Genomic DNA, 15071 nt, shown 5'->3' with positions numbered 1-15071 from the left:
TTATTTAATATCACAGGTCCATCTTATCGAATCAAAGATAAATTAAATCCTAAAAAAACTGAGAACACTTAATTGCAACAAATTGGTCAAATTATCTTGACTTTTATATCTTTCAAGTTCTGCTTTTGCTGAATTGAAAGTACCGTGTGCGTAGTACCCTAATGTCATGGTGATGTTTGAATGTCCCATGATGTATTGTAGGGTGTTCGGGTTCGTTCCTTTGTTTGCCATGTTCGTGCAGTAGGTATGTCTGAATGAGTGCGGTGTGATGTTTGGTAGTTGGTCTTTATGTGTCTTGTTGTATTTCTTCACAAGCCCACGCAACATACTTACATAGTTACCAGCCACTTTAGGGAAGCCCTTTTGGTTTAGGAACAGGAAATTGCTGTAACCATTGATAACGATAGGCTCTGCCTTTCCTCTGTTCTGTAACACTCGCTTAAAGGCTTGATAGGCTCTTTCTGTCATTGGAAGCTGGCGTTCTCCTTTTTTGGTCTTAGGTGTTTCAATGTAGTAGCCGATTTCAGTATCTTTCAATAGCTGGTGGTCTACATTGATGATACGGTTTGCCATATCTATATGAATTGTCAGACCGCAAAATTCAGAGATACGAAGCCCCGTTTCCAGAAGAATAACCACTTCATCATAATACTTACTGTACGTCTTGTCCTGTTCCATAAAGGCAAGCATTTTTTCTTCCTGCTCTGGCGTGAGAATGACTTTGGGTTCTGAATTATCTTCCAGAACGTCGCTCAATTTGAAGTTAAAAGGATTTTTTCTGATACAGTCGTCCTCAATCGCCATATAGAATGACGCTTTCAGAGAACGCTTGTAGTTGCTAATCGTCTTGTAGGAAAAGCCATTCTCATACATTCGCATAGCCCATTCCTTACCGTCCGATAGCTTCACCGTATCAATGCTCCTTGCACCCAGAGGGTCGTTTTCCAGAATTTTCATAAAATACTGGCGACCTTTTTCTGTGTTGCGTTTCACATTTTTTCTCTGGCTGTTCTTCTTCGCGTAGAGCTGGCAGACTGTCATTTTCCCACCTATGGTATTGATACCGTCGTCGAGGTCTTTCTTAATCTTTTTCTGCTTTTCCCTCAATGACAAATCTTCACGTTTCCCAGCGGGTGTCTTGTCTGTTGGAACGAGTTTTATATATGCAGAGTAGATCTTGCTCAAAGATATCCTTGGCCAGGGAAGATCTCATCTTCGCCACACCTTGTTTGGTGAGGAAACCTTCCTTCTCTACAGTAGAGTACGCCAGTAGATGGATGTGTGGATGATGGCTCTCATTGTGAAAGGCAGCATACCATTTCAGATGATCCATGGGGATCTTCAGGCTGTCAGCCAGAGCCTGCGTCTGTGTCAGGAGCATATTCCTCCATCGGATGCCGGTATTGAAACCGAGACGCTCCGCATCCTCCCGGCGCAGAGAAATAATGAGCGTCCACACATTTCCCTGATGAGCATTCAGCTCCTGGGATACCTCTTTCAGCTTTACCTGGACGCCATCATCCGTGAACAGCCCATGACTACCAAAGCGTTCCGCACCGGGCCGGATGCCGATATATAGTCAGCATAGGTTTTTTGGTTCAGAATCTCATGGGCATTGTCCTCAATGGCACGAGTGATAAATTCAGAGGCAGCTCCCACGGTCTTGTCTCGCTTGTAGTCCTCATACTCCAGCATCGTGGCACTATCCGGGAAATCCCCCAGGATCTTTTCAATGAGCTTTTGTTGTTTCACTGTTGCAGGAGCCAGCTTGAAAGACTCATCGATCTTCTCCACACCTTCACGGGTGGCAATGTAGGTGGCGTATCCACCAATGGGCTTTTCCTGATCCGCCTTCAGGTACTTGAATTTGGTGACCAGCCGAGCCATGGGAAACCTCCTTCCGTTTTAAAGTAAAGAAAAAGCAGGCGACCTCACATAAGAGATTTCCTGCTGAATGCGAATCATATTCTGTTTTATATCATTTGATGGCGGATCAGAGGATTGCTGTAATCGCGCCCACTGCAAGACAGGCGGGGAGGCCAAGAAGCATACCAATACAGGACTGCCTGATATGAAAACGATAGTCCTTATATTCTTCCATATCCTCTGTGCCTGGTATCCTGACTTTTTTCGAATGGCAAAACCAGATGCAATCAAGTATCAGAGCGTCATACCAATCAATGATCAGCCAGATCAGGTAGGAATCCCGAAACCCTTTCCAGAATGTATCCGCTCCATTAAACTGTTTCAGGACAACAGCGAAGATGAACACAAAAGCAAGCAGGGCGATCCCCTTTCGGAGGATATCTGCCCTGGTAAAGCGTTGTTCTCTTTTTTCGATCAATCCTAATTCCATACATTTCTCCCGTATGGCCGGGGGATAATCTCCCACTGAGGTAAGGGGATTTTTCAGCGTCAGTGACACAATCAGAACTGTGAATAATAAGATACCAATCAGACTTTCTATCATGACCGCCATATTCACTTTACCTCCGATATCCATTTTATCGTTTTATGGAAAGCGTCTTCACGGCTGCGCCTGCAATCTTCCGGATATTGTCTCTCAATTTTAAACATTTTCAGCTTAGATGGATTTAATGGAACAAGAATGTGGCTTGCTTTTTCATATTCCAAGACATCCACCCGGAAAGCAAACCGGTGTTTTTCCAGGCGGTTTACCATATATGCCACTGCCTCTTTGCTGGGCCACATGAGATCTTCCTTTGCGTAAATAAATAAAATGTTTCCCTGAATGTTCTCCACATGAATGGCTGTATCCTCATCAAAATGTTTCAGCGGTTCTTCGTAGATATAGGATAACTCGAACTGCTGATGGAGGATGAGGTTCCGGATTGCCGGCCCATATTTCAGATGCGCTGTCATACACGGAAAATCTTTCCCCCTATATGTAAATTCGGAGGCAGATGAAAAAGTTTTCGATGCCATGCTTTTATTCCCGTGCATGCCTCCCCATATACAGTGCATCGGGGAGAGTGCGACAACGCCGCAGATATCCGGCATAAGGGAAGCGCAAAGCAGCGCCAGTTCAGCGCCTTTTGAAATGCCGTACATGATAATCTTCTCATGTCCCTTGTTTTTCAGCCACAGGATTGCTTTTTCAAACGGATCGACAGGCACCCGAACCAATTCTTTCGGCAGCCCGTCTACGTTCCAGTAACAAATGCCTAACGCGGCGATGCCGCACCTGGCAAACATAGCGCCCACATTCATCGGGATATTTTCATTCCCTTCGCTGCCGCCTACTACGATGACGACCTTTTTGGGATCATGATCCTTAACAGGGACATGATAAAGTCCATAGAAGCCCTCCTGTGCAACCGTCACATATTCCACTTTCCCAACTCTCCCTGTTTTTGCAGCTTGGATTGCTGTCCGTATTTTCTTTCTTTATCCCATTTAGAGTCCTTTTTGCAAACATAGAAATCACACTTTTCTGCGCCCTCTGCAAGTGTACCTGTCCTGTATAACACGCCGCCCATGAGATCAGCAGAAATAAAATCCATGGCACACATATAGGGTATCAGTTCTTCCAAATGCTCCTGTTTTCCAAGCGCACACAGGCCGCACCTGTGATAGTTGATGGTGTATTCGTCTGCATCCCTTCCAGGAATCGTCTCCGTCATCCAGTTGAATTCGCTGTCGGATATGGCATTTGCAATTCTGTCCTTCTTGACTTTCTTTTTTTGATATTCCATATCAAATGGATTTTTACTCCCGAAAGCTTTTTTAATGAGCGACGCCTGCATCGTGGCTGTCACCATTTCCCCGAACTGCTCATGGCTCATCGCCCCATCCATTGCCTTATAAACTGCCATCCAGACAATTCCGCCGGAAAGACAGATTCGCAGAGGATTTTTCGTAAAACCGCCTATGTCGGGTGTCCTCGCCAACATATCTTTAAAGTTTTTACGCGATTTCTTCTTCACCCTGAATGTATCCGTATTTTTGCAATTGGCTGCGATATATTTGAAAATAGCAGGTGTCATCGCTGACCACATCAGTTTTTCACAGATGGTGTTTTTCATATTCTATTCCTCCTCAAACGTACTCATAAACGAGGGACTGATTGCCGGAGCCATCCTGAAAGGGCTTCTCTGCCACTTTCTTAAATCCACGTTTTTCATAAAACTCCCACGATGCAAGAGTGTTCGTAAAAAGCCGCACACGATCTGCTCCATCAGCTTTTGCCCGATTCAAAAATTGTGTGACCAATGCGGTTCCCAACCCCTTTCTGTAATTCCTTCTGGACGAAATGGCAACGAGTTCCAGATCGCATTTCCCAACGGTTTCCTTATCCCTTTCCTGTAGCTGACGGAAAAAGGCATCAAACTGCTTCTGGAATGGTGCTGACATTTTATATCTTTTCAGATAGAACTTGAGGAACATTTTACACCAACGGCCATAGTGCTTTTTTGTCTCATACTGAGCTGCCAGAGCCTTGCTGAAACGCTTATCATATTTTCCACAGATGAATCCTACGACCTGATGATCCTCCGTTTCCGCAACATAGGTGAAATTGCATTTTTCAATCAGGATCTGTGCGTAGTCACGCAAAAGTATTTTATCGTTCTGATCCACAGAGCATGAAAAGAATCCTTCGTAGAAGCAATCCCCGCAGGCCGCAGCATCTTCTTCCTTATATGGACGAACAGTAAACATGGATGTACCCTCCTATGCGCAAATAGGTTAGCGATAACTAACTAATATTATATCAGGAGACATGCAGGATTACAATTCATTTTTTACCTGTTAATCATTTGATAGTGACATGGCGGGTCATGAGAAACCGCCTTCCATTTTAGAGTAAAGGAAGAGCAGGAGACATAGTAAGAGATTTCCTACTGAATGCGAATCATATTCTGTTTTATATCATTTGATGGCTGATCAGAGGATTGCTGTAATCACTCCCACTGCAAGACAGGCGGGCAAGCCAAGAAGCATACCAATACAGGACTGCTTAATATGAAAACAGTAATCCTTATATTCTTCCATATCCTCTGTGCCTGGTATCCTGACTTTTTTCGAATAGCAAAACCAGATGTTATCGAGTACAAGAGCATCATACCAATCAATGATCAGCCAGATCATGTAGGAATCCCGAACCCCTTTCCAGAATGTATCCGCTCCATTAAACTGTTTCAGGATAACAGCGAAGATGAACACAAAAGCAAGCAGGGCGATTCCTTTCTAGATGATATCTGACCTGGGAAACGTTGTTCTCTTTTTTGGATTAATCCTAATTCCATACATTTCTCCCTTATGGCCGGGGATAATTTCCCACTGAGGCAAGGGGATTTTTCAGCGTCGGCGACACAATCAGGATTGTGAATAATAAGATACCAATCAGACTTTCTATCATGACCACCATATTTACATTACCTCCACTCCAAATGGATCATTTTGAGCATTCCAAATCGATCTGAAATATCCATACTGATTTTTGTAATGATTTTTAATCCATCTCGTTTGATAAACTTGTAATATGGTTCATCCGCCAATACTTTGACACCTCTACCTAGTGTGGTAACCAGATCTTCAGCCGAATTCACATAAAAAAACATTCGGGCATTTTCATGTCCCATCTGCTTCATATATTTCTTCTGCAACATTTTCATGCCGCTTTTATTTACCGTATCAAACACAAGCTCTATATTCCCGAAACCTTCCAGCATCTGCAGAAGGCCAAAAACTTTTTCCTCTTGAAAGTAATGGAACAAACCTCCTGCAGTAACCAGAAGAGGCGTATCAGGCATGTTCCTTCGGATCTGCCTGAGCCATCCGTCTGAAAAAGCATCCCCTGAAAGATAAGTTTCCTTCTCAGGTTCCGGGAGCAAACTGCGCCGGTATTCGATTACATTCGGAAGGTCTACAGCATACCATTGGGTTTGTCCATTTTCATTGCGATCATACGTTGTCTCCAGTCCGCAGCCCAACTGTATAACAACACCATCCGGTTTACGTTTCAGGAAGTTCTGGATATGCCGATCCATATTAGCGGAACGGGATGCAGAAGCCAGAAGCGTGTATTGACTTTGATTTCCTGTTTCCAACAGTGCGGATGGCAACTTTTCTTTTAATGAAAGTGCTTTTTTATCATATAAAATACCCGGAAACTTTTCGGTGGCGTAAATCCTTCCCGCCATAGGAATAAACATTGTATCTTCTACTATACCAAATTCGGACATGGCTATCTATCCTCCTAATATGCAAACGAGTTAGTAATATCTAACTATTATTATATCAAGAGGAACCGGGGATTGCAATTCGTTTTCAATTGCTACTCGTTTTCTTCCCATCCTTTCTGCCAGCTCACCGCATCATCAAAAGAGAAGGAGCCATTCAGCCTTTTGACTTCCTTGACACATTCTCCCCGCAGTCGTTCCAGTGACACCGGATTGATGCTGTTATTCGCTGCGACCACGTTCATCATGACCGCCATCTCCACAGCTAACTTGAAGATCATCCGGTTCTGCCGATGATCGCTCTCCGCCACAATGCTTTTTAATGTGGATGTGACGATATTGGGGAGATAGGTTTTGTTGTCCTCTGCGGAAAGATATCCAGCATAAAACAAGGTTGCTTTTTCGATGAATTCGCTCTTGCTTAAACTCTGCCTGCTGGTCTGGGTCGTCACTGTCCATTACCGCTATAATTTTATCCTGTATCTGCTCACGGACTTCTGAAACAGAAAGCCCGTACAGACGAGCCATTTCTTTAATCATTTTCTTGCTGTCCCTTTTACTGAATTTCATCATATCTTTAATGCACCTCTTTTCTAAGATGTATATTCTATCAAAATCAAATAAAATTATAACTATTGGAATGGATACCTTTATCAGTCCATTATAAAGCATTTTTGCAAAGGTTACAATGTATAAGAATAGATTTTTTGAAAGGAGTGTGTCAGTTACATGGAGCTTGACTATAAAGCTATCGGCAAGAGAATTAAGATTGCCAGAATTAAAAAGAATCTCACTCAAGAAACTGTTGCTGACAGAATAGGTGTTACTCCACAGCATGTAAGCAATATAGAAACTGGTAATACATCAGTCAGTTTAACAACTTTGGTCGCTATTGCCAATACCTTGACGGTATCAGTTGACGAATTACTATGTGATACAGTTTTAGCTTCAAAGCCTGTCTTTGAGAAAGAAGCAAGGGAGATACTGGAAGATTGTAACGAATATGAAATCCGTGTACTGGTAGATGTTTTGAAAGCAACCAAAACTTCCATGCGAACCATAAAAATGTTTGAAGCAAAGTTAAATGAGGACAAATAAAACCGTAGCGTGCAGATCACAATGGATTGTGAAATACAGCTACGGTTTTTCTTCTCCACTGAATTTATATCCCACACCCCAGACAGTGATGATATATCGTGGATTGTCTGGGTGTGGTTCAATTTTTAGTCTTAGCTTTCTGATGAACGAGGAAAGATTGCTTGCGTCGGGTGCATTGTCATATCCCCATACTTTTTCGTATATCTGTTCTTTTGTGAACACCTGTCCTTTGTGACTAGAAAGGAAATGCAGTAGGTCAAATTCTTTAGCGGTTAGATGTATTTCATTTCCTTTTTCATCAGTAACGGTACGAGTAAAATAATTTATATCTATACTGTTACATTTCTTGCTTAGAAAAGCAGGTGCAGTACACAAAGTATTTGACAGCCATTCTACGAGCTGATTAAAAATCTGTTCTTCTTTATCTGTAAATTCTGCAATTAGTATTTTCCCATATTTTCACCTGCCTATATAATTTAAAAAATTCCTTGCCTTAGTTTTTATACTGCCCAGCCTAAACTTTCTTGTTGTATGTGATATAACTTATGATATAAACCGTTCTTTCTCATAAGTTCATTATGAGTGCCATATTCAACAAGTTTTCCATTATCTAAAACTAAAATTTGGTCAGCGTCCACAACAGTTCTCAAGCGGTGAGCAATTATGATAACTGTTTTATTCTCTACTAATTTTGCAATAGCTTTCTGTACGAATACTTCATTCTCTGGGTCTAAGGAAGCTGTTGCCTCGTCCAAAAGAATGATTGGAGAGTCTTTTAATAAAGCACGTGCAATGGAAATCCTTTGACGTTCTCCTCCAGAAAGTGTACTACCATTTTCACCTAATATGGTATTGTAGCCGTCAGGCATATTACGGACAAATTCATCACAATAAGCCGCTTTAGCCGCAGCAAATACCTGTTCTTTAGTTGCATTTGGATTTCCCATTTGAATGTTATTAAATATTGTGTCATTGAATAGAGTAACGTCTTGAAAAACAAATGACATTTCTTGCATAAGACTTTCTGGATTGATTGTCTTAATATCTTTATTCCCAACAGTAATGGTTCCTTTTTGAATATCCCAAAATCTTGCAATCAATTTTGAAATCGTACTTTTTCCACTTCCAGAAGGTCCAACTAATGCGGTCACATTGCCCTGTGGAATTTTACATGATACATCATGGATAACTTCTTCCTCATTATAAGCAAAAGAAACATGGCTCAATTCTATATCATATCTTTTAGATGTTTGCTGTTTGCCGCTCATTACAGGAGCTGTTAAAAGTGTTCTCATTCTTTCTGTAACTACATTTAGATTTAATAACGTAGTAAGCTGAGATAATATAGCCAAAATCGGACCATAAATTTTAATTACGATTAAAAAGAACATTAAAAGAGGTAATAATTCAATTTGTCCATCAAGTAATAATAAAGTTCCAACAAAAATTGTTATCCCTATACCAGCTTGTAAAATCATACTTGCACCGGACATAAAAACTCCGACAACCATTTCAACCTTAACTGCTATTTTCTTCATAGCCAGAAGTGCCTTGTTCAATGTTGAGAACTGAGAACCGCTCAAATTACAAGATTTAATTATTTTCATTCCCTCTAAATATTCTTGTACTTGACTAGAAGCCTGTAATTTTGCATCAACTTGACGTTCAAACAATTTCTTTTGATATTTTCTACTTAACCATATGATTAAAAATGCAAGTGGCATAGTAATAAATACACAGATTGCTAAACGCCAGTCAAAAAAAGCAAGTAAGATACAAGTTATTGTTGCAGAAATTACATTTGCAATAAGTGGTGGTATGGTACTGCTTAGCATAGACTCCATACTACTGCAATCAGACATCATATTTGTTGTCAACTCAGATAAATCCTTTGTATTGAAAAAACTCATAGGAAGTTTTCTAAGATGTTCTGCAATACGAAGTCTAGTAACATTTGACTCTTTATATGACGCTATATATGTTTTTCTATAATCATTTTTTGCCGCCAAAAAGATTAAAATTGCAGAAACAACACCAGCTCCCCAAAGTAACCAAATATGTTCCCATACGAGTTCTTTTCCTACAAACGGATTTAACAACTCACTGAAAATCATTACCGTTATACAAAATGGAAGCAACATTGTTATATTAGTTAAAGTACAAGCAAAGATAGCCTTTTTTAAATCGGAATATCCTTTATCAGATAAAAATAATGCTTCTTTCAATCTTTTCATATTATTGCACCGCCTTTCCATTGATTTTCCAATCGATTGCTTCAGTATAGTGTTGCCACATCTGATGATAACGTCCATTTTTCTGTATTAAACTGTTGTGGTCTCCACACTCAATTAAATGACCGTTTTCCATTACAATAATTTTATCAGCATTACGTATTGTTGATAGGCGGTGTGCAATAATAATGACAGTTTTATTCTGCATTAACTTTTCAAAAGCCTTTTGAATTAAATATTCGTTCTCTGGATCGCTGAACGCAGTTGCTTCGTCTAATACAATAATTGGTGAATTTTTAATAATTGCCCTTGCAATAGCAATTCTTTGACGCTCTCCGCCAGAAAGATGTATACCTTTTGTTCCTATCACAGTATCGTAACCGTTTGGTAACCTCATAATAAAATCATGACATTGTGCCGCTTTAGCCGCTTGAACAATCTGTTCTTTTGTTGCATTAGGATTACCCATACGGATATTGTCATAAATACTTTGTTTAAACAGGAAAATATCTTGAAATACAAAACTGACATGCTTCATTAAGTCGGTCATAGACATATCTCTAATATCTACATTTCCAATCTTAACACTGCCAGTAGTAACGTCCCAAAATCTAGAAATCAAATTTGCTATCGTACTTTTTCCTCCACCAGACGGACCGACGATTGCTGTTATTTCACCTTGTTTAGCTTCAAAATTTACATTTTGAATTGCCCAGTCGTTTTCCTTTCCTGTGTATGAAAAACTTACCTTATCAAAAACAATGTTATCATTTTCTGGTTTTTTGGGATTTTTTGTTTCTGGTAATACAGGAATATTAAATATTTCGTCCATTCTTGCTACATTACCATTGATTTGCATGAATGACTCTGATACATACATAATCTTATTTAATACTCCAGCAACAGCAGGTACAAACAACAAATAGAAAATGAATGTCATCAAAAAGTTTTTAAAATCTGTTGTATTAGAGCCAATGAATATACCTACTGGAATTAACACAAGATAAATATTGTTGATGATTGTTGTAAATGCAGGCATACAATTCTGCCACCCAAGAGAAAACTTCAATACCCATTCTGTGTACTCTGTAATTGCGTGTTTCAATCGTTCAAAAGAATTAGCCGTTTGATTAAATGCTTTTACAACGGGCATACCTCGTACATACTCAACAGAAGCATTGTTCATATCTTCGAGAGCAACTTGATATTTTTCCATGTTTTCTTTCATTGCTCCACTACCATAACCCATAAACTGAACAATAAAAGCTAAGATAATTCCAACTAAAGAAGCTAAACCAAAACGCCAGTCCACTGCAAATAACAGAATAACCATAACAATAGGAGCGGTTACAGAAGCGACAAAATCCGGGAATTGATGTGCAATGAAACCTTCAACACTTTCTATATTATCATCCATTATTTTTCTAAAACGACCACTTCCGATAGTTAAATGATAACCTAAAGGTATTTGTGTAATATGTTCAGAAAATTTGATTTTCAATTCATATAATGTCCCAAAAGCCGCTATATGAGAGCAAAAGATTGCTAAGAAATATAACAGTATGTTAGCAACAATACCCCCTAAAGCTAGCCAGCCATAGCTCATAACTTCTCCAATATTCAAACTATCTAAATTGGGATAGACCTGAATAATCGAAGTAATAATGAAATAAACCGCTATATATGGAACAAAAGAAGCAATAGACGCTAAAGAAGAAAGAATTGCTGATAAGAATACCAAGCCTTTCTTGTTTGAAGCCAGTTCCAAACAGCGAGATAAACCAGTCTTTGGTTTTGTTTGTTTTGGCGATTTTTTTGCCATATTAAAATCCCTCCTTAAAATAAAAATGATGTGGTTAGTATCAACTAACACACATCATTTTAGTTGGTATTCGTATTTCTTTCTACTCCATAGTTATATATATTGCCCTAAAATAGCCCAAAAGTGTTAATTATTTTGTTTTCGATAATCTTTGGGGAGTATGCTATACACAGAATGAAATGCTATCGAAAATTTACTTGCATTACTATAACCTAAACTCATAGCAATTTCATTTATTTTTCTGTCAGTATTCTTTAGTTCGTTAGCGGCGATATTCATTTTGTACTTTTTCATGTAAGCATAAGGAGTATCACCATATATTTGAGTGAAAACTTTGTGAAATAAGGATAAATTGAAATCTTTTTCAGCAGTTAATTGTTTTAATGATATTTTCTCATCTAAATGTTCTATCATTGAATTATGTATCTCTTTTGCAAACTGTATATATTTTTTATCATAATATTTAAAATCACTTTTATTATGACGTGAAAGAGAAGCAATATGATATAAAAATTCCAATGCTTTAATGCGGAAATATTCAATTTTTTCCTTATCCTTTGCACTATAAATTTCTGAGAATAAATGCTTTAAATCAGAGCTAGGCTGGCTTAAATAACCTTTTTCGTCTAATGCTAATTTTTCACTTAAATTATCAATATCTATATTAAACATTTTTAAAATGTTTTTGGTGTTTTGACTAACTTCGTGCTTATCAATAACTAAGCTAAAGGCATAACATTTTTTTAGAGGAAATGAGAAGGAAATTGGTAAATACTTTGTTCCCATAATACTAAAATAGCCTTCAGATAAATAAAAGATTTGATGATTTGAAAATTCACATTCATATCTTCCAGTATGACAATGCACAATAGAAATTATATCTGGATTAAATTTTTGAGAGGGCATAACTTCCTCTGTATCAAAATCCAGAAAACAGCATGAAATACCATCAAATAGATTATAATTTGATACAATTCCTTTCCCTTTACACCCATAATTGATAACAAAATAGTTCTGATTTTTTTTAATAACTTCTGCTTTTTCACCATACCACGATTGGTTATAATGAATATTCACTTTGTACACCTGTTATGAAGTGACCTTTGTCAAGATATAAATTCACAATTCATAATTTTTTTATTCAATTGTGCCATCAAAGGCATACAAAGACCCCATAATGAAGATTTTGCGACAGTTAACCACTCTGTTATTCGTGGGTTGGTTACCAAAAGGTTAATGGTTCGTCGTCAAACTCTACAATCTCACTACGTGGATCAGTGATATTTCACATAAATAATTATCGCGACATATTATTTATATTGTCACTGCCATAAGAGGTGTATCTTAGATAGTTGAACCTGTTTTCTTATTTTGAGGTCCATCTATGCCTTTGATGATTCTGTCTTTTTTTTTGGCTACCTCATAATCTCTCCTTTCTTTGAGAATTTATATATCCTTTTTAATTGATATGTCCTGTTTCTATTCCCCATACAAAGCATGATAATTCTCTGGCAATCGCTGTTATCGCGATATTTCTATTGATTCCTTTTAATATCATTCTGTGATATTTCTTTTGTAATCTTATAACTGCTTTATCCGCATAATCGATGACCTTCACATCCTGTCCCTTTTGTTTTGATATGACTTTCTTTCCTTTTTTTCCAACTGTTCCTCTTACTAGTACTTGTGCACATTCTACCAGTGTTTCTCTTACCACTGCATTTCCTTGCTTAGTTATGTTTAATCGTTTGTTTTTATCTCCGCTTGAATCTTCTCCTGGAGTTAATCCGCAATAGGATGAAAAAGCATTGGCTGTTGGAAATCTGTTAAAGCCGGAGATTTCTGCATGTAAAGTCATCGCTGCTGTTGTGTCTATACTCTTTAAACAGCGTAATTCGCCTATCTTTTCTTTGTATGGCTCTTCCTGAGATAATTCTTCTAGTTTATGCTGGAATCTGCCTATCTTCGTTTCTAATAATTCCAACTGCGATAAATATTCATCCAATATCTATCTGTACATTGGATCCATTTTCAGTTCTTTCAACCATTTGATATGTGATGGTATCCATCTGGACTTTCCTTCATATCTGTATCCAAGTCGTAATACAAAGGCATTGATATGCTGTTTCACTTTTTTTGATTCACCCTTAAAATCATTCATCATTCTAATGTACTCTTTAACTTCCACATCATGATCATTAGGTACATAAACTGATTTATATGATTTATTAGCTAAATTTGTTGCAATCATTTGGGCATCTCTTTTGTCGTTCTTCACCACTTTATTTTTGGCTGAACGATGCATCGTTGAAGGTGCCAGAATATCACAGGCAATCCCTTTTTCTTTTAATTGCCAATAAAGTGAATAACCTAAACATCCTGCTTCATAGCCAACCAATACATCTGCATCTTTCTGTGCTTTTTTCATTGCATTATTGATGAATTTTTCAATAAGTTTCACATCTGGACTGATCTTAGTTTCTCCTAATATTTCTCCAGTATCTCCATCAATTGCACATAAACTATAAGATTTTTATGGACATCTGCTCCAATATAAACTATACTTTTCATAGTGACCTCCTATTGTCGTTATAGTAACGATTCTATAATTTGTTTTTCAATCTAATTATGAATCTAAATCCACGTTTTGACAACTAGGAGGTCACTTCATATTATCTCACAAATTGTTAGTATCGACTAACTTAAACTCTAACATAATTTCAGGTTTTAAGCAACAAATCGACCATTGCAATAGCGTAACTCAATAAGATAGCGTGCAAATCTATATAGAAATGCACGCTTTCAATCGTTATCCTATAATCTTCCAGTTGCTATCTTTATGAAGCGTCAGCTCATACTGTGATACCTGTGTTGCCTTTGTCTGGTTGTCGATAAATTTCACCGCAACGCTCACTTTCACGTTGTCGCCGTCAGTCGTGAATATAACCGCCACATTCATAGCGTCCCTCGTCCCTTATTCTCGCTGGCAAAGGCTTTTGCCCCAGCGTACACCTCGTCCTGTATCGCTTTTGGGATTTCATCATAGGAAGCTCTGACGTTATCGCATTGCCAACCCAGATGAACACTCAATCTCTGCCATACGACGCACTGTTTCAAAAGGTAGATATGCTGACTGCTCAATCCGCTGTGGCTCTGCACATACTGATTGACATACTCGATTGAGAGGGCAACGTCGGAAATCTGGTCGTAGCTCATGCGTGTGCTTGCGTCGGCTCTGGTCTTGTAGCCGTTGCGGAAGTTAGTGTTAATATCCACGCAGAAAGCGTCCTCGCCCTCAACGGTCATGTGTCCCTCGTTGAATGTCGAACCGATAGAACCGTCATTCATCACTTTTTCAACGATACCGACACGCTCGGCACTTTCTGTCCAGTATTGCTTCTCGGAAGCGTGGACTGCCGTTGTCGGCAAAGCGGTAACGATAGTCGCAAAGGCAAGGAAGCCCGTGGCTAATCGCTTCAATATCTTTTTCATAGCTTTTAAAATTCTCCTTTCGTTTGGATATAGAAAAAGCCGTCCATTTCTGAACGGCTGAAAATAGAAAAGGAACGTCAATATCGGCGTTCCATAATCTACTTGCAATATTCAATTTTTAGTTTATCAATACTGATGTGCTGTACCATATCTTTGCAAATCTGGGATTTCTAACGTATCAAGGCTCATTCAATGGTAGTAAAATCGTAGTAATTTGAAGTATTT

16 protein-coding genes and 2 pseudogenes are annotated in these 15071 nt (G+C 38.6%); 1 reads left to right on the top strand and 17 read right to left on the bottom strand.

What is annotated here, in order from left to right; all coding sequences use genetic code 11:
• Positions 1-42 precede the first annotated feature (42 nt).
• The 9 genes from B5F09_RS13460 to B5F09_RS14895 all read right to left on the bottom strand — a co-directional run bounded on the left by B5F09_RS13460 (position 43) and on the right by B5F09_RS14895 (position 6655).
• Positions 43-1191 carry a tyrosine-type recombinase/integrase gene (locus tag B5F09_RS13460; RefSeq protein ID WP_394335303.1) on the bottom strand — a complete coding sequence of 383 codons (1149 nt, stop codon included), beginning with the start codon at positions 1189-1191 and terminating at the stop codon, positions 43-45.
• Positions 1118-1531, bottom strand: coding sequence for a MobP3 family relaxase (gene mobP3, locus B5F09_RS15465; protein ID WP_394335302.1), 414 nt, complete (start codon positions 1529-1531; stop codon positions 1118-1120). Before mobP3 ends, B5F09_RS13460 begins: the two co-directional genes overlap by 74 nt.
• Positions 1504-1887 carry a hypothetical protein gene (locus tag B5F09_RS13455; RefSeq protein WP_087374807.1) on the bottom strand — a complete coding sequence of 128 codons (384 nt, stop codon included), beginning with the start codon at positions 1885-1887 and terminating at the stop codon, positions 1504-1506. The genes mobP3 and B5F09_RS13455 overlap by 28 nt, the downstream gene beginning before the upstream one ends.
• A gap of 106 nt (positions 1888-1993) precedes the next feature.
• The gene (locus B5F09_RS13450) at positions 1994-2356 is read right to left on the bottom strand and encodes a hypothetical protein (protein ID WP_202879148.1); all 363 of its coding nucleotides are present in this window, start codon (positions 2354-2356) and stop codon (positions 1994-1996) included.
• A 125-nt stretch (positions 2357-2481) separates the two neighbouring features.
• On the bottom strand, positions 2482-3354 hold the full coding sequence (locus B5F09_RS13445; protein WP_087374805.1) for an acyl-CoA thioester hydrolase/BAAT C-terminal domain-containing protein: 873 nt from the start codon (positions 3352-3354) through the stop codon (positions 2482-2484).
• Positions 3342-4046 (bottom strand): L-2-amino-thiazoline-4-carboxylic acid hydrolase, encoded by a 705-nt coding sequence (locus tag B5F09_RS13440; RefSeq protein ID WP_022789868.1) that lies wholly within the window; start codon positions 4044-4046, stop codon positions 3342-3344. The genes B5F09_RS13445 and B5F09_RS13440 overlap by 13 nt, the downstream gene beginning before the upstream one ends.
• A gap of 13 nt (positions 4047-4059) precedes the next feature.
• A complete protein-coding gene (locus tag B5F09_RS13435) occupies positions 4060-4680 on the bottom strand; it encodes a GNAT family N-acetyltransferase (RefSeq protein WP_087374803.1) in 621 nt (206 codons plus the stop codon).
• 716 nt (positions 4681-5396) lie between these two features.
• Positions 5397-6206: a class I SAM-dependent methyltransferase gene (locus B5F09_RS13425; RefSeq protein WP_087374801.1), complete on the bottom strand. Its 810-nt coding sequence runs from the start codon at positions 6204-6206 to the stop codon at positions 5397-5399.
• Positions 6207-6298: 92 nt separating this feature from the next.
• Positions 6299-6655: a hypothetical protein gene (locus B5F09_RS14895; protein ID WP_158095858.1), complete on the bottom strand. Its 357-nt coding sequence runs from the start codon at positions 6653-6655 to the stop codon at positions 6299-6301.
• Positions 6656-6932: 277 nt separating this feature from the next.
• On the opposite strand from B5F09_RS14895, the gene B5F09_RS13415 reads away from it, so the two are divergent.
• On the top strand, positions 6933-7301 hold the full coding sequence (locus tag B5F09_RS13415) for a helix-turn-helix domain-containing protein (RefSeq protein ID WP_087374799.1): 369 nt from the start codon (positions 6933-6935) through the stop codon (positions 7299-7301).
• A 39-nt stretch (positions 7302-7340) separates the two neighbouring features.
• Here B5F09_RS13415 and B5F09_RS13410 read toward each other — a convergent pair whose 3' ends face one another.
• From B5F09_RS13410 to B5F09_RS13380, 8 genes and pseudogenes are all read right to left on the bottom strand, one after another.
• Positions 7341-7676: a helix-turn-helix domain-containing protein gene (locus B5F09_RS13410; protein ID WP_224762632.1), complete on the bottom strand. Its 336-nt coding sequence runs from the start codon at positions 7674-7676 to the stop codon at positions 7341-7343.
• A 125-nt stretch (positions 7677-7801) separates the two neighbouring features.
• Positions 7802-9535 carry an ABC transporter ATP-binding protein gene (locus B5F09_RS13405; protein WP_087374795.1) on the bottom strand — a complete coding sequence of 578 codons (1734 nt, stop codon included), beginning with the start codon at positions 9533-9535 and terminating at the stop codon, positions 7802-7804.
• Between the two features lies 1 nt (position 9536).
• Positions 9537-11354: an ABC transporter ATP-binding protein gene (locus tag B5F09_RS13400; RefSeq protein WP_087374793.1), complete on the bottom strand. Its 1818-nt coding sequence runs from the start codon at positions 11352-11354 to the stop codon at positions 9537-9539.
• Positions 11355-11480: 126 nt separating this feature from the next.
• Positions 11481-12431: a helix-turn-helix domain-containing protein gene (locus B5F09_RS13395; protein ID WP_162607846.1), complete on the bottom strand. Its 951-nt coding sequence runs from the start codon at positions 12429-12431 to the stop codon at positions 11481-11483.
• 382 nt (positions 12432-12813) lie between these two features.
• On the bottom strand, positions 12814-13338 hold the full coding sequence (locus B5F09_RS15080) for a transposase (RefSeq protein WP_204215342.1): 525 nt from the start codon (positions 13336-13338) through the stop codon (positions 12814-12816).
• 24 nt (positions 13339-13362) lie between these two features.
• Complete coding sequence (locus tag B5F09_RS15075; RefSeq protein WP_343283912.1) at positions 13363-13827, bottom strand: transposase; 465 nt, start codon at positions 13825-13827, stop codon at positions 13363-13365.
• Between the two features lie 336 nt (positions 13828-14163).
• Positions 14164-14298, bottom strand: a pseudogene (locus B5F09_RS13385) (conjugal transfer protein); the annotation flags it as partial.
• Positions 14291-14846 (bottom strand): annotated as a pseudogene (locus B5F09_RS13380) (hypothetical protein); the annotation flags it as partial. The pseudogenes B5F09_RS13385 and B5F09_RS13380, both read right to left, overlap by 8 nt.
• Between the last annotated feature and the right edge of the window lie 225 nt (positions 14847-15071).

It is taken from the genome of Erysipelatoclostridium sp. An173, assembly GCF_002160495.1.
Lineage (GTDB): Bacteria > Bacillota_I > Bacilli_A > Erysipelotrichales > Coprobacillaceae > Thomasclavelia > Thomasclavelia merdavium.
Note: the sequence above shows the minus strand (reverse complement) of the source record. Positions and strands in the feature narration are given on the sequence as shown.